Origin of the sequence: Paracoccus benzoatiresistens, assembly GCF_026913015.1 — a bacterium.
Classification (GTDB): Bacteria; Pseudomonadota; Alphaproteobacteria; order Rhodobacterales; family Rhodobacteraceae; genus Paracoccus; species Paracoccus benzoatiresistens.
The window spans coordinates 41,607-60,430 of sequence record NZ_JAPTYD010000010.1; the positions used below are offsets into that span (position 1 = coordinate 41,607).

20 protein-coding genes are annotated in these 18,824 nt (G+C 66.4%); 13 read left to right on the top strand and 7 right to left on the bottom strand.

Annotated elements, in window-relative coordinates; all coding sequences use genetic code 11:
- Positions 1–57: 57 nt before the first annotated feature.
- Positions 58–1,317: an MFS transporter gene (locus tag OU682_RS09615; protein WP_268941882.1), complete on the top strand. Its 1,260-nt coding sequence runs from the start codon at positions 58–60 to the stop codon at positions 1,315–1,317.
- Positions 1,318–1,348: 31 nt separating this feature from the next.
- Here the strand turns inward: OU682_RS09615 and OU682_RS09620 are convergent, their stop codons facing one another.
- The 5 genes from OU682_RS09620 to pcaD (OU682_RS09640) all read right to left on the bottom strand — a co-directional run bounded on the left by OU682_RS09620 (position 1,349) and on the right by pcaD (OU682_RS09640) (position 4,962).
- Positions 1,349–2,407 (bottom strand): 3-carboxy-cis,cis-muconate cycloisomerase, encoded by a 1,059-nt coding sequence (locus tag OU682_RS09620; RefSeq protein WP_268941884.1) that lies wholly within the window; start codon positions 2,405–2,407, stop codon positions 1,349–1,351.
- Between the two features lie 63 nt (positions 2,408–2,470).
- The gene (pcaG, locus tag OU682_RS09625; RefSeq protein ID WP_268941885.1) at positions 2,471–3,070 is read right to left on the bottom strand and encodes a protocatechuate 3,4-dioxygenase subunit alpha; all 600 of its coding nucleotides are present in this window, start codon (positions 3,068–3,070) and stop codon (positions 2,471–2,473) included.
- 1 nt (position 3,071) lies between these two features.
- On the bottom strand, positions 3,072–3,800 hold the full coding sequence (gene pcaH, locus OU682_RS09630; protein WP_268941886.1) for a protocatechuate 3,4-dioxygenase subunit beta: 729 nt from the start codon (positions 3,798–3,800) through the stop codon (positions 3,072–3,074).
- Complete coding sequence (pcaC, locus tag OU682_RS09635; RefSeq protein WP_268941888.1) at positions 3,797–4,180, bottom strand: 4-carboxymuconolactone decarboxylase; 384 nt, start codon at positions 4,178–4,180, stop codon at positions 3,797–3,799. Before pcaC ends, pcaH begins: the two co-directional genes overlap by 4 nt.
- Positions 4,177–4,962, bottom strand: a complete 786-nt coding sequence (gene pcaD / locus OU682_RS09640; RefSeq protein ID WP_268941889.1) for a 3-oxoadipate enol-lactonase — start codon at positions 4,960–4,962, stop codon at positions 4,177–4,179. Before pcaD (OU682_RS09640) ends, pcaC begins: the two co-directional genes overlap by 4 nt.
- 88 nt (positions 4,963–5,050) lie before the next feature.
- Between pcaD (OU682_RS09640) and OU682_RS09645 the strand changes: the two genes are divergently transcribed.
- Positions 5,051–5,956 (top strand): LysR substrate-binding domain-containing protein, encoded by a 906-nt coding sequence (locus OU682_RS09645; protein WP_268941890.1) that lies wholly within the window; start codon positions 5,051–5,053, stop codon positions 5,954–5,956.
- On the opposite strand, the gene pobA is transcribed toward OU682_RS09645, so the two are convergent.
- Positions 5,950–7,116, bottom strand: coding sequence for a 4-hydroxybenzoate 3-monooxygenase (pobA, locus tag OU682_RS09650; RefSeq protein WP_268941891.1), 1,167 nt, complete (start codon positions 7,114–7,116; stop codon positions 5,950–5,952). The two genes, OU682_RS09645 and pobA, sit on opposite strands and share 7 nt — an antisense overlap.
- Before the next feature lie 106 nt (positions 7,117–7,222).
- Between pobA and OU682_RS09655 the strand changes: the two genes are divergently transcribed.
- Positions 7,223–8,062 (top strand): helix-turn-helix domain-containing protein, encoded by an 840-nt coding sequence (locus OU682_RS09655; protein ID WP_268941892.1) that lies wholly within the window; start codon positions 7,223–7,225, stop codon positions 8,060–8,062.
- A 33-nt stretch (positions 8,063–8,095) separates the two neighbouring features.
- Here OU682_RS09655 and OU682_RS09660 read toward each other — a convergent pair whose 3' ends face one another.
- A complete protein-coding gene (locus tag OU682_RS09660; protein WP_268941893.1) occupies positions 8,096–9,037 on the bottom strand; it encodes a LysR family transcriptional regulator in 942 nt (313 codons plus the stop codon).
- A gap of 167 nt (positions 9,038–9,204) precedes the next feature.
- Between OU682_RS09660 and OU682_RS09665 the strand changes: the two genes are divergently transcribed.
- The 10 genes from OU682_RS09665 to OU682_RS09710 all read left to right on the top strand — a co-directional run bounded on the left by OU682_RS09665 (position 9,205) and on the right by OU682_RS09710 (position 18,760).
- A complete protein-coding gene (locus tag OU682_RS09665) occupies positions 9,205–10,392 on the top strand; it encodes a muconate/chloromuconate family cycloisomerase (protein ID WP_268941894.1) in 1,188 nt (395 codons plus the stop codon).
- A gap of 2 nt (positions 10,393–10,394) precedes the next feature.
- Positions 10,395–10,685 (top strand): muconolactone Delta-isomerase, encoded by a 291-nt coding sequence (gene catC, locus OU682_RS09670; protein WP_268941895.1) that lies wholly within the window; start codon positions 10,395–10,397, stop codon positions 10,683–10,685.
- Positions 10,686–10,755: 70 nt separating this feature from the next.
- Entirely contained in the window at positions 10,756–11,694 is a 939-nt protein-coding gene (gene catA / locus OU682_RS09675; RefSeq protein ID WP_268941896.1) for a catechol 1,2-dioxygenase, read from the top strand.
- Positions 11,695–11,805: 111 nt separating this feature from the next.
- A complete protein-coding gene (locus OU682_RS09680; protein ID WP_268941897.1) occupies positions 11,806–13,164 on the top strand; it encodes an SRPBCC family protein in 1,359 nt (452 codons plus the stop codon).
- A complete protein-coding gene (gene benB / locus OU682_RS09685; protein WP_268941898.1) occupies positions 13,161–13,673 on the top strand; it encodes a benzoate 1,2-dioxygenase small subunit in 513 nt (170 codons plus the stop codon). Before OU682_RS09680 ends, benB begins: the two co-directional genes overlap by 4 nt.
- Before the next feature lie 39 nt (positions 13,674–13,712).
- Positions 13,713–14,741, top strand: coding sequence for a benzoate 1,2-dioxygenase electron transfer component BenC (gene benC, locus OU682_RS09690; RefSeq protein WP_268941899.1), 1,029 nt, complete (start codon positions 13,713–13,715; stop codon positions 14,739–14,741).
- On the top strand, positions 14,738–15,523 hold the full coding sequence (benD, locus tag OU682_RS09695) for a benzoate diol dehydrogenase BenD (protein WP_268941900.1): 786 nt from the start codon (positions 14,738–14,740) through the stop codon (positions 15,521–15,523). The genes benC and benD overlap by 4 nt, the downstream gene beginning before the upstream one ends.
- Before the next feature lie 36 nt (positions 15,524–15,559).
- Positions 15,560–16,888 (top strand): MFS transporter, encoded by a 1,329-nt coding sequence (locus OU682_RS09700; RefSeq protein WP_268941902.1) that lies wholly within the window; start codon positions 15,560–15,562, stop codon positions 16,886–16,888.
- On the top strand, positions 16,863–17,753 hold the full coding sequence (gene pcaD / locus OU682_RS09705) for a 3-oxoadipate enol-lactonase (protein WP_268941903.1): 891 nt from the start codon (positions 16,863–16,865) through the stop codon (positions 17,751–17,753). Before OU682_RS09700 ends, pcaD (OU682_RS09705) begins: the two co-directional genes overlap by 26 nt.
- 113 nt (positions 17,754–17,866) lie before the next feature.
- A complete protein-coding gene (locus OU682_RS09710; protein ID WP_268941904.1) occupies positions 17,867–18,760 on the top strand; it encodes a LysR family transcriptional regulator in 894 nt (297 codons plus the stop codon).
- Positions 18,761–18,824 lie beyond the last annotated feature (64 nt).

Consider the following 18,824-nt stretch of genomic DNA (forward strand, 5'->3'; position numbering starts at 1 on the left):
GGTCGCGGCAGCGGGTCAAGGGAGCCTGTCGCCATCCCCCATGGGAAGGAGACAAACTTGACACCAACCTCTTACGGCGCCGCGCGCGCTGTCGCGGTCCTGTGCTGGATCGCCGTTGTCCTGGACGGTTTCGACCTGGTCGTCCTGGGGGCGCTGATCCCCACGCTGACGGGCGGCGAACTGCCCTGGATGACCCCGGCGCAGGCGACCTTCGTATCCACCATCAGCCTTGTGGGCATGACGCTGGGGGCGCTGTCCATCGGCATCGCGACCGACTGGCTTGGCCGGCGCAAGGTGATGATCTTTGCCGTTCTGGTCTTTTCGCTGCTGACGCTGGCCTGTGCCTTTGCGCAGGATTATGTCCAGCTTGGCATCTTCCGCTTCCTGGCGGGCTTCGGCCTTGGCGGCTGCCTGCCCACGGCCATCGCCATGGTGACCGAGTTTTCCAGCGGCCGGGCGGGCAAGGCCTCGACCACGGTGATGACGGGCTATCACGTGGGGGCGGTGTCCACGGCATTGCTGGGCCTGCTGGTCCTGCCCTCGCTGGGTTGGCGGGCGATGTTCGCGGTCGGCGCCATTCCGGGCTTCATCCTGGCGCCCATCATGTACCGGATGCTGCCGGAATCACCGTCCTTCCTGATCGCCACCGGGCGCCGCGCCGAGGCCGAGGCCATCGCCGCGCGCCACGGCCTGGACCTGCCCGACGCGACCCCGGCCCCCGAGGAACGCACATCCCTGGCCACGCTGTTCCGCGGCCAGTTCCTGCGCAATTCGATCGCGATCTGCGTGACCTCGTTCATGGGCCTGCTGCTGGTCTATGCGCTGAACACCTGGCTTCCCAAGCTGATGGTGGCGGCGGGTTACAGCCTGACCGGCGGGCTGTGGCTGCTGCTGCTGCTGAATGCGGGTGCGATCTGCGGGCTGCTGGTGGCGGGCCGGGTGGGCGACCGCATCGGGCTGAAGGTCGCGGCTGTCGCCTGGTTCCTGTGCGGGGGCATCCTGCTGGCGGTGCTGTCGATCCGGATGGGGCCGGTGCTGCTTTATCCGATGGTGTTCCTGACGGGCTGCTTCGTTTTCTCGGCGCAGGTGCTGGTCTATGCCTTCGTGGCCTCGAACTATCCGCCGGGCGTGCGGGCGACGGCGCTTGGCGTGGCGGCGGGCGTCGGGCGTCTTGGGGCCATCGCCGGGCCGCTGGTCGGCGGCACGCTGGTGTCGATGGAACTGGGGCACCCTTGGGGCTTCTATGTCTTCGCGGTTGTGGGCCTGCTGGGCGCACTGGCGCTGGTGCAGTCAACCGTCATCCGCCAGAAGGTGTGACGGGGAAGGGGCGCCAAGGCGCCCCTTTCTGCTATTCCGGCGTGCCGATCCGCCTGACCTGACCGGCAAGCCGGATCGCCGCCGCCAAGGCGCGCCCCGTGGCCTGCGCCATCTGCGGCAGCACCATCCATTCCAGCGCCCAGGCCGCGCCCGACCGTTCCTGTTCATGGACCATGGCCTGATGCAGGGCCGAGACCTGCACTGCGTTGACCCTTGCCAGCGTCACCAGCAGTTCCGCCAGAACCGGGTTCTGCTTGTGCGCCATGGCCGACGACGTGCCGCCGCCGGACAGCTCGATCTCTGCAATCCCCTGCTGTGCCATCAGCGCCACGTCCTGACCCATCTTGCCCAGGGTTCCCGTGACCAGCGACAAGAGGCCCGCAAATTCCGCCACCCCGTCGCGCATCGCGTGCCAGGCGCGGGCCGGATTTTCCAGCCCAAGCGCCGTGGCCATGTCCGCCGCCACGGCCTCCGCCTTGTCGCGCAGATCCCTGCGGTCGCCCGAGGCGCCGCCCAGTTGCAGCCGAACGATGCGGGGGCGTGCCTCGGCGATGCGGGCGCGGTGGTCGGCCAGGGGCAGCAGCCAGGGCGCGATCCGGTCGCGGACGGTGATTTCGGTCGCGGCCTGCATCCGGGTGCGGCCCATCAGGGGGCGGTCGCCGAAGCGGGTGCCCAGATCCTCCAGCGCCGCGGCCAGTTGCGCCAGCCGGGCATCGACCAGCGTCAGCGTGTCGCGCATGGCAAGCGCGGCCGCCGTGTCGATCACGTCCTGCGAGGTCGCGCCCTTGTGGACGGCATCCGCCGCATCCCCTGCCGCCGCCTTGATCTGCCTGACCAGACGCGGCACGACGACGCCGTCCTGTCCGGTTCCCGCGCGCAGGTCGTCCATGTCGAACGCGGTCTGTTCGGCAGCCTTGGCTGCAGTCTCGGCCCGTGCGCTGTCGGCCAGTCCCGCCCGGCCAAGCGCGCGGCTGAAGGCAGCCTCGAAGGCGCGCATCCCGGCCATCTGGGCCTGGGGCGACCACAGCGCGGCCATGTCGGGATCCGCGAAAAGCCCGCCCAGCCAGGGATGGTCGAAAACGTCAGTCATGTCCTGCCCCATGCAAAAGGGCGCGGCCACCGGGGACCGCGCCGTAAAGGTTGCAACGATTTCTCAGATGTCCAGGAACACCGTCTCGCCCTCGCCTTGCAGGCGGATGTCGAAGCGGTACCTGCCTTCGCCGATCTTCTTCGCGATCAGCGTGTCCACGCGCGGGCGCTGTTCGATGCGGGCCAGCAGGGGATCGCCCTCATTGTCCTCGTCCTCGAAATAGATGCGGGTCTGCAGGCCGATATTGATCCCCCGCGCCACGATCCAAAGCGAGATATGCGGCGCGAAGGCCCTGCCATAGCGTGACGGCACCGGGCCGGGCTTGACGGTGCGCAGGGTGAATTCGCCGGTCACCGCGTCGGCGGCAAAGCGGCAATGGCCGCTGACCGCCGGATCGGCGCCGTCCTGGCCCGGAAACCTGCCCGCGCTATCCGCCTGCCAGCTTTCGATCAGCGCATCGCGCAGCGCCCAGTCGGTGCCGTCATGGACGGAGCCCACGATCTCGATGACCTCACCCCTGGCGCCGTCGGAAATGGGGGATACCCCGATCTCCTCGTCATAATAGCCGGCGTTCCCGGCATAGGTCGGCATCAGCCCGATATGGACATAGGGGCCCGCGGTCTGGGACGGCGTTTCGGGTTGGTGGTTCAGCGGTTGCACCATCTTACATCCCCTCGGGCTTGTTCTCGAACATGGTCTGGCGGCGGCCCCGCAGCACGATGTCGAACTTGTAGGCCAGGAAATCCAGCCGCCGCGAATGCGCCATGTCCAGCGGCGCCACCAGCCGGTCAAGCTGGGATCGGTTGCGGATCGTCGCGGCGATGGGACACAGCGGGATCAGCGGATCGCCCTCGAAATACATCTGGGTGATCAGGCGCTGGCCGAAGCTGTGCCCGAAGACCGAGATGTGGATATGCATCGGCCGCCAGTCGTTCCCGCGGTTCGGCCAGGGATAGGCGCCCGGACGGATGGTCAGGAACTGGTAGTATCCGTTCTCGTCCGTGAGCGTCCGCCCGCAGCCGCCGAAGTTCGGATCCAGCGGGGCCAGATAGGTGTCCTTCTTGTGGCGGTAACGGCCCCCGGCATTGGCCTGCCAGATCTCCACGAGCGTGTTCGGGACGGCGCGGTTGTTCTCGTCCAGCACGCGGCCATGCATCAGGATGCGCTCGCCCACGGCGGGGGCGGCGCCCTTGGTCCAGTTCAGGATCAGGTTGTTGTCCAGCGGGCCGAAGCTGGAATGCCCGAAGGTCGGGCCGGTTTCCTCGGACGGGCCGGATTCCAGCGACAGAAGCGGCTGGTGGGGCGAGCGCGCGACCGAGGTCTTGTAGTCGGGCCAGAAGGGTTCGGGATGCATCTCGCGGTCGCGCGGGATCAGCGGGCCAAGATCGTTCATTCGGATGCCGCCTCCATCTCGGCATAGGTCTGCTTTGCCAGCTTGATGGCGTGGTTCGCGCGGGGAACGCCGGCATAGATGGCAACATGCTGGAACGCCTCCATAACGTCGCGCTTGGACGCGCCGGTGCGGGCGGTGGCCCGGACATGCATGGGAATTTCCTCGAAGTTGCCGGTCGCGGCCAGCAGGGCCAGCGTCAGCATCGAGCGTTCGCGTTTCGTGATCGCGTCGGACGACCAGACGGTCCCCCAGGCGGATTCGGTGATCAGGTCCTGGAAGGGCTGGTCCAGATCGGATTTCGCGGCCTCGGCCCGGTCCACATGGGCGTCGCCCAGAACCGCGCGGCGGGTCTGCATTCCTCGCGCGTGACGGTCGATCATGAGGCGGTCCTTTCAAGAAAATCGGTCAGCAGCCTGGCGGTGGCCTGGGGCTGTTCGACGCAGGGGATGTGGCCCGCGTCGGGGATGATGTGGAATTCCGCCCTGCACAATTTGGCGGTCGCGCGGACCAGATCGGGCGGGGTGGACCCGTCCTGGTCGCCCGCAATCGCCATGACAGGCAGTCGCAGCGCGCGGGTGGATTCGGTCAGGTCCGCGCCCGCGATGGCCGCGCAGCAGCCGGTATAGCCCGCCACGCTGGTGCGGGTCAGCATGTTGCGCCACAGGGCGAATTCAGGGTTGGCGGCGCGGAAGGCGGGTGTGAACCAGCGCTCCAGGATCGGGTCCGCCAGGGCCTCCACACCGCCCGCGTTGATCGCGTCGATGCGGTCCTGCCACATCTGCGCCGTTCCGATCTGCGCCGCCGTGTCCATCAGCACAAGCGCGCGGAGCAGGTCGGGCCGCCTGGCCGCAAGGCCCTGGCCGATCAGCCCGCCGATCGACAGGCCGACGAAGGTGATGTCCGTCAGTCCAAGGCCGTCGCACAGGCCTTCGACATCGGCGACCAGCTGGTCAAGCGTATAGGGCGCGGGCGTGGCGTCCGACAGCCCGTGGCCGCGCTTGTCGAAGCGGACGATCCGCAGCCCGGCGGGCAGCAAGGGCAACAGCGCGTCCCAGACCCGCAGGTCGGTGCCCAGCGAATTGGCAAGCATCAGGACGCGGCCATCGCGCGGACCTTCGTCGCGGATGTGCAAGGTGATGCCGGATGTGGAAATGGTCTGCATTCTCGTTCCCCCTGCGCAGGTTATGGCATGACAGGGAAGCGGAGGAAAATTATAATGCTGCAACCCTGTCATAACCTGCAAGTTATCGATGCTTCATTCCCACCTGCGCCTGCGCCACCTGCGCTGCTTTCTTGAAACCGCGCGCCTTGGCAGCCTGTCGGCGGCGGCCGAGACGCTGCATGTCAGCCAGCCCGCCGCATCCAAGACCATCCGCGAGCTTGAGGAGATCCTGGGCGTCCAGTTGTTTGACCGGTCCGGCCGCAAGCTGGCGCTGACCCCGGCGGGCCGGGTTTATCAGACCCATGCGGGCACGGCGCTGGCCGATCTGGAACGCGCGCAGAAGCTGGTTCTGTCGCCTTTGCCCGAACGCCCGCGCCTGCATGTCGGCGTGTTGCCCACCGCCGCGACGGGCCTGGTGCCACGCGCGGCGCTTGCCTTTCGTGACGTCCGGCCCGACGTGCTGCTGGACGTGATGACCGGGCCGAACTGGCTGCTTTTGTCCCTGCTGCGCGAAGGGCAGCTGGATCTGGTCGTGGGCCGGATGCCGCCCGCAGGCAATACCGAGGGGTTGCGCTTCAGGCGCCTCTACTGGGAGCGGGTCGTGCCGGTGGTGCGCGCCGGCCATCCCCTTTTGCGGCAGGACTGGGACTATGCCGAGCTGGTCCATCATCCCCTGATGCTGCCGCCGGCGGGGGCGATGATCTCGGCCTCGGTGCGAAGCTGGCTGCATTCGGTCGGCATCACCGATCCGCAGCCCGCCTATGAAAACGTCTCGCTGGCCTTCGGACGAGAGGTCGTGACTCGGTCGGACACCGTCTGGTTCATATCCGAAGGCGTCGTCCGCCCCGAGATCGAGGCGGGTTCGCTGGTCATCCTGCCGATCCGCAACGAGCTTCTGGGCGGCCCGGTTGGCATATCCCTGCGCGAGGGCGACGAGCCGTCGGCCCCGGCTCAGGCGCTGATCGCCACGCTGGAGGAGGCGGCCGGTCAGTAGGGCAGGCCCACATAGTTTTCGGCCAGGTCGCGCTGCGCCGTTTCGGATTCCGCCAGATGGGCCAGCGTAGCGCGGCGCATCTGGGCGGCGAAGCTGTCCTCGTCGTCGAAGCGGTGCAGCATCATCGTCATCTGCCAGCTGAAGCGCATCGCCTTCCAGATGCGGCGCAGGGCGCGGCCGGAATAGGCATCGATGCCGGATTCGTCACCCTTCAGCGCCGCGATCAGCGCCTGGTGCAGATAGAAGACATCCGACACGGCAAGGTTCAGCCCCTTGGCCCCGGTCGGCGGCACGATATGGGCGGCGTCGCCCACAAGGAACAGCCGACCCCATCGCAGCGGCTCGCTGACGAAGCTGCGCAGGGGTGCGATCGACTTTTCGATCGACGGCCCCGTCACCAGCCGCGCCGCGGCATCCGAGGGGATGCGGCGCCTGAACTCGGCCCAGAAGCGGTCGTCCGGCCAGTCCTCGACCCGGTCGGTCAGCGGAACCTGGACGTAGTAGCGCACCAGGCCTTCGTTGCGCATCGAAGCCAGGGCAAAGCCATGGGGTGAATTGGCATAGATCAGTTCGTCCGCGACAGGGGGCGTGCGCGACAGGATGCCCAGCCAGCCGAAGGGATAGACGCGTTCGAACTCGCACCGCTTCGCCTCGGGGATGGTCTTGCGGGAAACGCCGTGGAAGCCGTCGCAGCCAGCGACATAGGCGCAGCCCAGGCGGTGCTGTTGGCCATCCAGCGTGTATTCCACCGACGCCTGCGGGCCGTCCAGGTCCAGGATGCGCACATCCTGCACGCCATGGATGATCGTCGTGCCCATGGCGTCCTGCGCCCGGTACAGATCCTGCGTCACCTCGGTCTGGCCATAGACCATGACCTGCTTGCCGGTCAGGGCCCTGAAATCGATATGGACCACCATGTCGGCGTCGGTGATCAGCGTGCCGTCATGGGGGATGCCCTCGGCGTCCATGCGCGCGCCGACGCCCGCCTCGCGCAGCATCTCGACGCTGCCCCATTCCAGGATGCCGGCACGGATGCGCGACAGGACATGGTCGCGCGTGCTGCGCTCCAGGATCACCGTGGCGACGCCCGCACGGTTCAGCAGTTGCGACAGAAGCAGGCCCGATGGCCCGGCGCCGATGATGACGACCTGCGTATCCATGATGATCTTCCCGTTCCGTGCCCTGGCCGTTCTCTAGCGCAGGCTGCGGGGGGCACGAATGGACGGGCGCGGCATGAGATGGTATTTTTCGTGCATGAGCGCGCGATTGCAGATCCCCATCTTCAGCCTGTTTGGCGAAACGGAAGCCTTTCCCGACGTCGTTCACTGCGAACGGATCTGGGACCGGGCGCGGCTGCATGACTGGGTGATCGCCCCGCATCGGCACCGGGACATGGCGCAGCTTTTCGTCATGCGGCGGGGCAGCGCCGAGGTTTGCATCGACGGGGAAACCGAGATGATGCGCGACGGCGAATTTCTGTTCCTGCCGGCAGGTTTCGTGCATGGCTTCAAGTTCGGCATGGGCAGCGAAGGGCTGGTCCTGTCCTTTCCGCTCAGCATCCTTTCGGGCGTGGCCTCGGCTTTTGGCGACATGGCGCACCACCTGTCACGGCCGTTCCGCCGGCGCGCAGGGGAACGTGTCGCGGAACTGGCGGGGCAGATCCACCACGCCTTCCGCGACCCGGGACATTTCCGCGCCGGGCTTCTGGTCGCGTTGTCGCAGGCTCTGCTGATCTCGGTCGCGGAAATCGCGGCGCGGGGCGGGCAGGCGGCCGAGCCCCTGGCGCGCCGCAGGATGCTGGAATTCGAAAGGCTGATCGCGCAGAACATGGACAAGGGCTGGGGCACGGCCGATTATGCCTCGGCGCTTGCGGTCACGCCGGGGCATCTGAGCCGCATCTGCCGGATGGCGACAGGCCAGGGCGCTTCGCGGCATATCGAGACCGTGCTGATGACGGAAGCGCGGCGGCTTCTGGCCTTCACCCGCCTGCATGTGGCCGAGGTCGGCTATCGCCTTGGCTTCGACGACCCCCCGTATTTCTCGCGCCGTTTCCGCCTGGCCACCGGCGAGACGCCTTCGGCCTATCGGGCGCGTTTCAACGGCTGAGCTTCAGGCTTCATGGGCGCCAAGCCCGACCCGTCATGTGCCATGGCCGGTGCCCAGTGCGCGAACGTTGTTGGCGGAAAGCCAGTCCGGATTTTCGGCATACATGTCACGGATGAGCTGCTTGACCAGATCGATGTAGCGCGACGTATCGCCCGCCCGGTGATTGAGGATGACCGGAGAGGTCGCTTCCGGGTTCTCGATGACCCGATACTGGACGTCCGACCGCATCTGCCGTGCGGATGACGGTATCAGGCAGATGCCCGACTCGGCGGCGACCAGGCCAAGCGCGGTCTGGATCTCGCGCACTTCCAGCACATCCCCCGGGCGCACGTCGGCGTTCTGCAGCAGACTCATGACCTGGTCGGCATAGCTGGGACGCGGTTCCTTGGGATAGATGATCAGCTTCTGCCCCGCCAATGCAGCCAGCGGCAGCGGCAAGGGATCCCGCGCCAGGGGCGTATCCCGGGGCAGGGCGGCCACAAGCCGCTCCTCGCGCAGGACGGTGCCGACGACGTTCGGATCGCCATGCTTGAGACGGCCGAAGCCTATGTCGATGCGCCCTTCCTTCAGCGCGGGGATCTGCTGGACCGACAGCAGTTCAAGCAGCTGGATGTCCAGTTCAGGCGCATTCTGCCGCAGCTTCCTGACCAGCAGCGGCAAGCCGCCATACAGGGTCGATGCCACGAAGCCGATGGACAGCACGCGGTTGCGGTTCATGCCCACACGGCGCGTCGCATCCTTCATCTGATCGACGCGCCCCAGCACCTGAAGCGCCTGTTCATAGAACAGCCGTCCCGCATCGGTCAGCTTGACCGGGCGGCTTTTGCGGACGATCAGCACCACGCCCAGCTCCTCCTCCAGAAGCTGGATCTGGCGGCTCAGCGGAGGCTGGGCGATATGCAGAATCTCGGCCGCGCGGGTAAAGTTGCGCTCGTTCGCGACGGCGACGAAATAGCGCATTTGCCGTAGGTCCATGGTGATTCCCCAGGGCTTGCGGGTCGAAAATTACACCTGTTCAGGGTATCCTGAAGCGCGGCAACTTGCTGATTGGTCCCGTATTCTTGATCTTAATACCCTCAGGGTATCGCTGCAAACGCAAATGGTCTTGGACGCGGGGCGGCGGAAAAAGGCAATCTTTGCCCATGAACCAGCCATATGTCCCCCTTGCCATATCCTCTGCCGCCGCACCCGTCGTGACGCGGGTCGAGACGGTGATCCTGGATCTGCCCACCATTCGCCCGCACAAGCTGTCGGTCGCGACCATGAACGGCCAGGTGCTGACCTTGGTGCGCATCCATTGCAGCGACGGGATCGTGGGCATCGGCGAATGCACCACCATCGGCGGCCTCGCCTATGGCGGGGAAAGCCCCGAAAGCATGAAGACCAACATCGATACCTGGTTCGCGCCGGTCATGATGGGCCAGGACGCCACGCGGGTGCAGGCGCTCATGGCGCGTATCGGCAAGATGGTGCGCGAGAACCGCTTCGCCAAGTCCGCCGTGGAATGCGCGCTGCTGGACGCCCATGGCAAGCGCCTTGGACTGCCCGTCAGCGAACTGCTGGGCGGGCGGCGGCGCGACCGGCTGCCGGTCGCCTGGACGCTGGCCTCGGGCGACACCGCCCGTGACATTGGCGAAGCCGAGCGGATGCTGGATCTGCGCCGCCACCGGGTCTTCAAGCTGAAGATCGGCGCGCGTTCCATCCGCGAGGACATCGCCCATGTGGCCGCCATCAAGGCCGCGCTTGGCGACCGCGCGGCGGTGCGCGTCGATGTGAACATGGCCTGGTCCGAGGGCGACGCCGCCTTCGGCATGGCCGCCTTGGCCGATGCGGGCTGCGACTTGGTGGAACAGCCGGTCGCCTCCACCGCCGCGCTTTCCCGGCTGGTGCGCCGCTTCCCCGTGGCGCTGATGGCCGATGAATCCCTGACCGGCCCCGAAAGCGCCTTCGAGATCGCGCGCAACCAGGGCGCCGACGTCTTTGCCGTGAAACTGGAACAAAGCGGCGGCGCCTTCAATGCCCTGCGCGTCGCGGCGATTGCCGATGCGGCAGGGATCGGGCTTTACGGCGGCACCATGCTGGAAGGCGCGGTGGGCACCGTGATCTCGGCCCATGCCTTCGCGACCTTCGCCAACCTGCAATGGGGCACCGAACTGTTCGGCCCCCTGCTGCTGACCGAGGACATCCTGGCCGAGCCCCTGGACTACAGCGGCTTCGAACTGACGGTTCCCGGCGGCCCCGGCCTGGGCGTGACGCTGGACGAGGATCGCGTGGCCTTCTTCGCCCGCGACGGCATCCGCAAGACGATCAGCCTGCCCGGAAAGGTGTGACCATGCTGTTCCACGTGATCATGGACGTGAAGATCCCGCGCGACCTGCCCGCCGACGAACGCGCGGACATCCTGGCCCGGGAAAAGGCCTATTCGCAGGATCTGCAGCGCCAGGGCAAATGGCGCCACATCTGGCGGATGGCCGGGCAATACGCGAATGTCAGCATCTTCGATGTCCGCGACAATGCCGAACTGCACGACATCCTGTCGGGCCTGCCCTTGTTTCCCTTCATGGAGATCAGGGTCACGCCGCTGCTGCGCCACCCGTCCGCCATCCGCGAGGATGACACCTGAAGCCATCCGGTCGGGACGGCAGAGGGAGCCAGCCCGCCCAGTTTCCAAGCCAATCCAGGAGGAGAGAAGAATGACCGTCAAGATTTTCGACCGCCCCGATGTGCAGGAGTTCCTGAAGGAACTCAGCGGGATGAACAACAACGATGGCGATCCGCGCATGAAGCAGATCGTGCATCGGCTGATGTCGGACCTGTTCCGGGCCATCGACGACCTGGACATCACCCCCGACGAATACTGGACCGGCGTGGCCTGGCTGAACGACCTGGGCGCCGCCGGTCAGGCGGGCCTGATCTCGCCGGGCTTGGGGATCGACCATTTCCTGGACGAGCGTCTGGACGCCATCGACGCCGAACTGGGGATCGAAAACCCGACCCCGCGCACCATCGAAGGCCCGCTTTATGTGGCCGGCGCGCCGGAATCAGTGGGCTTTGCGCGGCTGGATGACGGCACCGACACCAATGGTCACACGCTGGTCATGCACGGCACCGTCCACGGGGCCGACGGCAAGCCGCTGGTCGGTGCCAAGGTCGAGGTCTGGCACTGCGACACGCGCGGCTTCTATTCCCACTTCGACCCGACCGGCAAGCAGGCGCCCTTCAACATGCGCCGCACGATCATCACCGATGACAACGGCCGCTACAAGTTCCAGAGCATCCTGCCCAGCGGCTATGGCGTGCCCCCCGGCAGCCCGACCGAGAAGGTACTGACCGCGCTTGGCCGCCACGGCCAGCGTCCGGCTCATATCCACTTCTTCGTCAGCGCCGACGATCACCGCAAGCTGACCACCCAGATCAACATCGAGGGCGATCCGCTGATCGACGACGATTTCGCCTATGCGACACGCGAGGGCCTGGTCCCCCACGTCATCGAGCGCACGGACGAGGACAGCATCCACGCGAATGGCCTGAACGGTCCCTTCGCCGAGATCTGCTTCGACATCCACCTGACCGCGCTGATCGACGGCGTGGACAACCAGGTCAACGAACAGCGCCGCCGCGCCGCCGCCTGAGCGGCGTCCCTGGGCGGCCCCCGGGAGGGAGGGCCGCCCAGCCCCACCCATCCTTTCATCACCGCATCATGGCAGGGGCCAGGCCGCGCCGCCCCTGGAGGAGGAGAACGCATGTCCGCGATCATCGAAAAGGCCCGCGATCTGGATCATCTGCTGGCCGTTGCCGTGCAGGACGATGCCGAGGCAGGCCTGTTCCGCTGCCGCCGCGACATCTTCACGAACGAGGATCTGTTCGCGCTGGAGATGAAGCACATCTTCGAAGGCAACTGGGTCTATCTGGCGCATGAAAGCCAGATTCCGGAAATCAACGACTATTACACCACCTGGATCGGCCGCCAGCCGGTCGTCATCACCCGCGACAAGACCGGCGCGCTGAACGCGGTCATCAACGCCTGTGCCCACAAGGGCGCGATGCTTTGCCGCCGCAAGCAGGGCAACAAGGGCAGCTTCACCTGCCCGTTCCACGGCTGGACGTTTTCGAACACCGGCAAGCTGCTCAAGGTCAAGGACGCCAAGACCACGCAATATCCCGACGGGTTTGCCAAGGACGGCTCGCACGACCTGACCCGGGTGGCGCGGTTTGAAAGCTATCGCGGCTTCCTGTTCGGCAGCCTGAACCCCGACGTGGCCCCGCTGGAGGAATACCTCGGCGAAACCACCGTGATCATCGACCAGATCGTCGATCAGGCCCCCGAGGGGCTGGAAGTGCTGCGGGGCAATTCGTCCTACATCTACGACGGCAATTGGAAGTTGCAGATGGAAAACGGCTGCGACGGCTATCACGTGAGCTCCGTCCACTGGAACTATGCCACGACCATGGACCGGCGCAGCGAAACCGGCACCAAGGCTGTGGATGCCAACAGCTGGAGCAAGTCGGTCGCGGGCGTCTATGGGTTCGACAACGGCCATATCCTGCTGTGGACCAACACGAAGAACCCCGAGGTTCGCCCGGTCTGGAACCGCCGCGAGGAAATCGCCGCCCGCCTGGGCGAGGACAAGGCGGGCTTCATCGTCAACCAGACGCGCAACCTGTGCCTTTATCCGAACGTGTTCCTGATGGACCAGTTCAGCACGCAGATCCGCGTCGTCCGCCCGCTGTCGGTGGACAAGACCGAGGTCACCATCTTCTGCTTCGCCCCCAAGGGCGAAAGCGCCGGGGAACGCGCCACCCGCATCCGCCAGTACGAGGATTTCTTCAACGTCTCGGGCATGGGGACGTCCGACGACCTCGAGGAATTCCGCGCCTGCCAGACGGCCTATGCGGGCAGCGTGGCCCTGTGGAACGACATGTCGCGCGGCGCGCCCCTGTGGATCCACGGCCCGGACGAGAACGCCCGCCGCATGGGCCTGAACCCGCTGATCTCGGGCGAACGCAGCGAGGACGAGGGGCTGTTCGTCTGCCAGCACGAATACTGGGCCAGGGTCATGCGCGACGCGCTGGCCACCGAAAAGCAGGGGGAAGTGGCATGAGCCTTGATCACACCATCACCAGCAGCCTGGATTACAACGCCATCTGCGCCTTCCTGTATCGCGAGGCGCGCCTGCTGGACGACCGGCAATGGGACGACTGGCTGACCTGCTATGCGCCCGACGTGACCTACTGGATGCCCGCCTGGGACGACAACGACCAGACGACCGATGATCCGCAGTCCCAGATCTCGCTGATCTACTATCCCAGTCGCGACGGTCTGGAAGACCGCGTCTTCCGCATCAAGACCGAACGGTCGGGCGCATCCACGCCCGAGCCGCGCACCAGCCACGCCGTCCTGAACGTCGAGATCGTCGCGGACCGCGGGGCCGAGGTGGATGTCCGCTACAACTTCCACACGCTGAACCACCGCTACAAGACCACCGACCAGTTCTTCGGGACCATGTTCGTGACCCTGCGCCGGGACGGCGACGGCCTGCTGATCGCGGCCAAGAAGATCGTCCTGAAGAACGACTACATCCGCCAGGTCATCGACGTCTATCACGTCTGACGGCCGCCAGACCCGCACAACCGCAAGGAGGAGGCGACCATGTGCTACAGGATCGCACTGAACTTCGAGGACGGCGTGACCCGCTTCGTCGATTGCAAGAAAGGCGAGAAGGTTCTCGATGCCGCCTTCCGCAACAAGATCAACCTGCCGATGGACTGTTCGGACGGCGTCTGCGGCACCTGCAAATGCAGGGCCGAAAGCGGCGCCTATGACCTGGGCGAGGACTACATCGAGGACGCCCTGACCGAGGACGAGGCCGCCGAAGGCCTTGTCCTGATTTGCCAGATGGTGCCGTCCTCCGATTGCGTGCTGTCGGTGCCGGTGACGGCGGCATCGTGCAAGACGGGACAGCAAACCTTTGCGGCGACCGTCACGCGGATCGAACCGCATCACGACGCGGCCGTGGTGCTGGAACTGTCCGTGGACGACGGCGACGCCGCCCCCGCCTTCCTGCCCGGCCAGTATGTCAACATCGACGTGCCGGGCAGTGGCGGGCACCGGTCCTATTCCTTCAGCTCGGCTCCCGGGGAACATCGGCTTGGCTTCCTGATCAAGAAAATCCCCGACGGGCTGATGGGCAACTGGCTGGCCCGCGCCAAGGCGGGCGACCGGCTGACCCTGACCGGCCCGATGGGCAGCTTCTACCTGCGCGAGGGTGACGGCCCGCTGCTGTTCTTGGCGGGCGGCACCGGGCTTGCGCCCTTCCTGTCGATGCTGGAGGTGCTGGCCCGGGCCGGGTCGCGGCGCCACATCCACCTGATCTATGGCGTGACGCGCGATCTGGATCTGGTGCTGGTGGATCAGCTTGCCGGATATGCCAGCCGCCTGCCGAACTTCACCTTCGCGACCGTTGTGGCTGACCCGGCCTCGGACCACCCGCGCAAGGGCTGGGTCACCCAGCACATGCCGGATGAGATACTGGCCGGTCCGGGGGTCGAGGTCTATCTCTGCGGTCCTCCGCCGATGGTCGATGCCGTGCGGCATTATCTGGACGAACAGGGCATCAGGCCCGCCAGCTTCCATTACGAGAAGTTCACCCCGAACCTGCCCCTGAAGGCCACCGCATGACCGGGGCAATCTTCCCTGGGCGCTTTGCGGGCAAGGTGCTGGTGGTGACGGGGGCGGCGCAGGGCATCGGCCGCGCGGTCGCCCTGCGCGCCGCGGCCGAGGGCGGCCGGGTGCTGTTCGTGGACCGGGCCGATTTCGTGGGTGATGTCGCGGCCGAGGCCGGGGGCGAGGCCGCCGCCTTCAACGCCGACCTGGAAACCTGGGACGGGGCCGAGGCGGCGATGCGCCATGCCGCCGACATCTTCGGCGGCATCGACATCCTCATCAACAACGTCGGCGGCGCGATCCGGATGCGGCCCTTTGCTGAATTCGAACCCGGGCAGATCGACGCCGAGATCCGCCGATCCCTGATGCCGACCCTGTACTGCTGCCGGGCCGTCCTGCCGCATCTCGTGGCGCGGGGTGGCGGGACCATCGTCAACGTGTCCTCGAACGCCACGCGCGGCATCCACCGCGTGCCCTATTCGGCGGCCAAGGGCGGCGTGAATGCGGTCACGCAGTCCCTGGCGATGGAAATGGCGGGCCGGAACATCCGCGTCGTGGCCACCGCCCCCGGCGGGACCGAGGCACCCCCGCGCCGCATCCCCCGCAATGCGGACGGCGACAATCCCGACGAACGGCAATGGATGGCCGAGGTGGTGGAGCAGGTGAAGCAATCCGCCTTCATGCACCGCTATGGCACGATCGAGGAGCAGGCCGCGCCGATCCTGTTCCTGGCCTCGGACGAGGCGTCCTACATCACCGGCACCGTCCTGCCCGTCGCGGGAGGCGACACGGGCTGACCGGCTTTCACGCGAAAAACAAGGGAGGAGAAGACAATGCGAAGCATAGACGTGAGCGAGGCCATAGACCAGGGTCCGTTCGGCCGCTTTCAATGGATGGTCGTCGCGCTCTGCGGGGCGCTGCTGATCGTTGACGGATATGATGTATTCGTCGCCGGCACCGTGCTGCCGACGCTGATTGCGGAATGGGGGTTGACCAAGCCCCAGGCGGGCGCGCTGCAGGCCTGGGCCTTGTTCGGGATGATGTTCGGGGCGCTGATCCTGGGGCCGCTGGCCGACCGGATCGGCCGCAAGAAGGGCGTGGCGATCAGCTTCGTGCTGTTCACCTCGGCCACGGTGATGACGGGCTTTGCCAATTCGCCCGAGCAGTTCAAGATTTTCCGCTTCATCGCCGGACTGGGCTGCGGCGGGCTGATGCCCAATGCCGTGGCGCTGATGAACGAATACGCGCCGAAGCGCCTGCGCGGCACGATGGTCGCGTTGATGTTCTCGGGCTATTCGGTGGGCGGCATGGTCGCGGCGGGCCTGGGCATCGGCCTTATCCCGAGCTTCGGCTGGCAGCCGATGTTCTTCATTGCCGCAGTGCCGTTGCTTCTGTTGCCGCTGGTGCTGTGGAAACTGCCCGAGTCCCTGGGCTTCCTGATCCGCCAAGGCAAGCAGGACGAGGCGAAGCGCATCTTCGCCAAGGTGTCGGGAACGCCCCTGGGCACTGAGGACCGGCTGGTCTTCAGCGAGGCCAAGGGTTCCTCCGCTTCCGTGGCGGAACTGTTCCGGCACGGCCGGACCCTGCGGACCCTGATGCTGTGGGTGTCATTCTTCTGCTGCCTGCTGCTGGTCTATCTGCTGTCATCCTGGCTGCCCAAGGTGCTGCAGGAAGCCGGCTATGCCGAACGGGCCAGCCTGCTGTCGCTGTTCTCGCTGAACTTCGGCGGCATGGCGGGCGCGATTGCCGGGGGCTGGATGGGCGACCGCTTCGGCCTGCCCAAGGTCGTGGTTGGTTTCTTCGCGGCAGCGGCAGTGTCCATTGCGCTGATCGGCTTCAACCCGGCGGCGGGACTGCTGTTCCTGCTGGTCTTCGTCGCTGGCGCCACGACCATCGGCACGCAGATCCTGCTCTATGCCAGCGTCGCGCAGCTTTACAACCTGTCGGTCCGCGGGGCGGGCTTGGGCTGGGCCTCGGGCGTGGGCCGGATCGGCGCCATCGTCGGTCCGACCTTCGGCGGGGTGCTGCTGGCGCGGGAACTGCCGCTGGGGCAGAACTTCGTGATCTTCGCCATTCCGGCGGTGATCTCGGCCCTGGCGATGCTGGTCTTCGCGCTGAGCAATGGCCGCGCCCGCGATGCCGCCCAGCTTGCACCTGCCTGACAATCCACCGGAACCGACGCGCGGCGATGACCGCGCGTCGGCCATATGCGAAAGCCTGACCATGCCCTATCTGGACCTGCCCACGCATCGCCTGCATTACCGCACCGACGGCGGAGCAGGGGACAAGCCATGGCTGACCTTCTGCAACTCGCTGGGCACCGACCTGCACATGTGGGACGACCAGATCGCCGATCTTTCGGGCGATTTCCGCATCCTGCGCTATGACCGCCGCGGCCACGGACGATCATCCGCGCCAAAGCCGCCCTACGGCCTGGCCGATCTGGGTCGCGACGTGATCGCGTTGCTGGATGCGCTGAAGATCGATCGCACGCATTTCTGCGGCCTGTCCATCGGCGGCCTCACGGGGCAATGGTTGGGCATCCACGCCGGGGAACGCCTTGGCCGCATCGTGGTCTGCGCCACCGCCGCGCGGATCGGGACCGCCGAAGGCTGGAACGCCCGCATCGGTGACGTCACAGTAAACGGTTTGGAGGGTCTTGTTTCCGCGACCGCGGAACGCTGGTTCACGCCGGGCTTCCGCGCTGCCCATCCAGGCCGTGTGGCCACGATCCTGAAGGGCTTTGCCGCGACTTCCGCCCATGGCTATATCGGATGCTGCGCCGCGCTGGCCGATACGGATCTTCATGGCAGGCTGGCCGAAATCGCCAATCCGCTTCTGGCGATTTCCGGTGCCGACGATCCGGTCTGCCCGCCTGCCTGTCTGGAGGCCATCGCCCGCAGCGCGCAATGCGGGCATCACCTGACCTTGCCGGGGCGGCATGTCGTGAACCTTGAATCAGCCCGGGGGTTCAATGCTGCCTTGCGGGAATTTCTGACCAACGATCCCGATAACGCGCCCTTTTGATCGGCGTCGTGAATGCCACTTCCATCGGCCGGAAAAAGGCTGCAAAGCGGCATGATCGTGAAGGGCTTCGGCGACCTTCCGGCTTCAAGGCTCTCGCATTCACGGGCTTCGGCATGGAACTGAAATGGCTGGAAGACTTTCTCAGCATCGCCACCACGCGCAGTTTCTCGCGTTCGGCCGAGGCGCGCAACGTCACCCAGTCCGCCTTCAGCCGCCGCATCCGGTCGCTTGAACTGTGGCTGGGGGCCGAGCTTCTGGACCGCTCGACCTATCCTGTCAGCCTTACGGCCGAAGGCCGCGCCTTTCGCGAATCCGCCGAGGAAATCGTCCGGCTGAGCTATCAAAGCCGCGCCAGCCTGGGCGGGGGCAAGTCCACCCTGCCGCAGGCCAGCATCGCGCTGACGGCCCTGCATACCTTGTCGGTGACCTTCGTGCCGCGCTGGCTGGGGGGCTTGCGCCAGCAACTTGGTCCCCTGGGCAGCCGCATCCTGCCCGAGAACTATGCGCTCTGCATCCAGGCGCTGGTCGAGGGCGGCTATGACTTCCTGCTGAGCTTTCACCATCCCAGTGTTCCGGTCCCCCTGGATCCGGCGCGCTTTCCCTGCGTGACGGTCGGCCACGACAGCCTGGCGGCCGTGGCCAGCAGCGGCCGCGCCGCCGACTGGCGCCTGGCGGGCAGGCTGCCGTTGCTGCAATATTCCCGGGGCTCGTTCCTCGGGCTGCTGACCTCGCTCGCTCAGGCGCAGCCGGGGGCGCCGGAAACCTTTGTCGCCCATATCAACGAGAACTCGATGGCCGAGGCGATGAAGTTCATGGCATTGGAAGGCCATGGCGTGGCCTGGCTGCCGCGCAGCCTGGTCGCGCCCGAGATCGACGCGGGCCTGCTGGAGGTGGTCGCCCCTGAACTGCCGATGGAGATCCGGCTTTATCGCAACGCCAACCGCTCCCGCACGATTGTCGAGCGGGTCTGGCAGGCCGCAGCGCAGGGTTATTCCAAAAACGCATGAGCCAGTCTGCCTTGGCATTGGAGCGGCTGCGGAAGCGGATGTATCCCGGCCGAAACCCTTCATG

Coding starts and splice junctions, on each gene's coding strand:
- catA (WP_268941896.1), top strand. CDS start 10,756: ATGACCGTCAAGATTTTCGACCGCCCCGATGTGCAGGAGTTCCTGAAG.
- pcaG (WP_268941885.1), bottom strand. CDS start 3,070: ATGGTGCAACCGCTGAACCACCAACCCGAAACGCCGTCCCAGACCGCG.
- catC (WP_268941895.1), top strand. CDS start 10,395: ATGCTGTTCCACGTGATCATGGACGTGAAGATCCCGCGCGACCTGCCC.
- pcaC (WP_268941888.1), bottom strand. CDS start 4,180: ATGATCGACCGTCACGCGCGAGGAATGCAGACCCGCCGCGCGGTTCTG.
- OU682_RS09710 (WP_268941904.1), top strand. CDS start 17,867: ATGGAACTGAAATGGCTGGAAGACTTTCTCAGCATCGCCACCACGCGC.
- OU682_RS09700 (WP_268941902.1), top strand. CDS start 15,560: ATGCGAAGCATAGACGTGAGCGAGGCCATAGACCAGGGTCCGTTCGGC.
- OU682_RS09680 (WP_268941897.1), top strand. CDS start 11,806: ATGTCCGCGATCATCGAAAAGGCCCGCGATCTGGATCATCTGCTGGCC.
- OU682_RS09620 (WP_268941884.1), bottom strand. CDS start 2,407: ATGACTGACGTTTTCGACCATCCCTGGCTGGGCGGGCTTTTCGCGGAT.
- pobA (WP_268941891.1), bottom strand. CDS start 7,116: ATGGATACGCAGGTCGTCATCATCGGCGCCGGGCCATCGGGCCTGCTT.
- benB (WP_268941898.1), top strand. CDS start 13,161: ATGAGCCTTGATCACACCATCACCAGCAGCCTGGATTACAACGCCATC.
- benC (WP_268941899.1), top strand. CDS start 13,713: ATGTGCTACAGGATCGCACTGAACTTCGAGGACGGCGTGACCCGCTTC.
- pcaH (WP_268941886.1), bottom strand. CDS start 3,800: ATGAACGATCTTGGCCCGCTGATCCCGCGCGACCGCGAGATGCATCCC.
- pcaD (WP_268941889.1), bottom strand. CDS start 4,962: ATGCAGACCATTTCCACATCCGGCATCACCTTGCACATCCGCGACGAA.
- pcaD (WP_268941903.1), top strand. CDS start 16,863: ATGCCGCCCAGCTTGCACCTGCCTGACAATCCACCGGAACCGACGCGC.
- OU682_RS09665 (WP_268941894.1), top strand. CDS start 9,205: ATGAACCAGCCATATGTCCCCCTTGCCATATCCTCTGCCGCCGCACCC.
- OU682_RS09660 (WP_268941893.1), bottom strand. CDS start 9,037: ATGGACCTACGGCAAATGCGCTATTTCGTCGCCGTCGCGAACGAGCGC.
- OU682_RS09645 (WP_268941890.1), top strand. CDS start 5,051: ATGCTTCATTCCCACCTGCGCCTGCGCCACCTGCGCTGCTTTCTTGAA.
- benD (WP_268941900.1), top strand. CDS start 14,738: ATGACCGGGGCAATCTTCCCTGGGCGCTTTGCGGGCAAGGTGCTGGTG.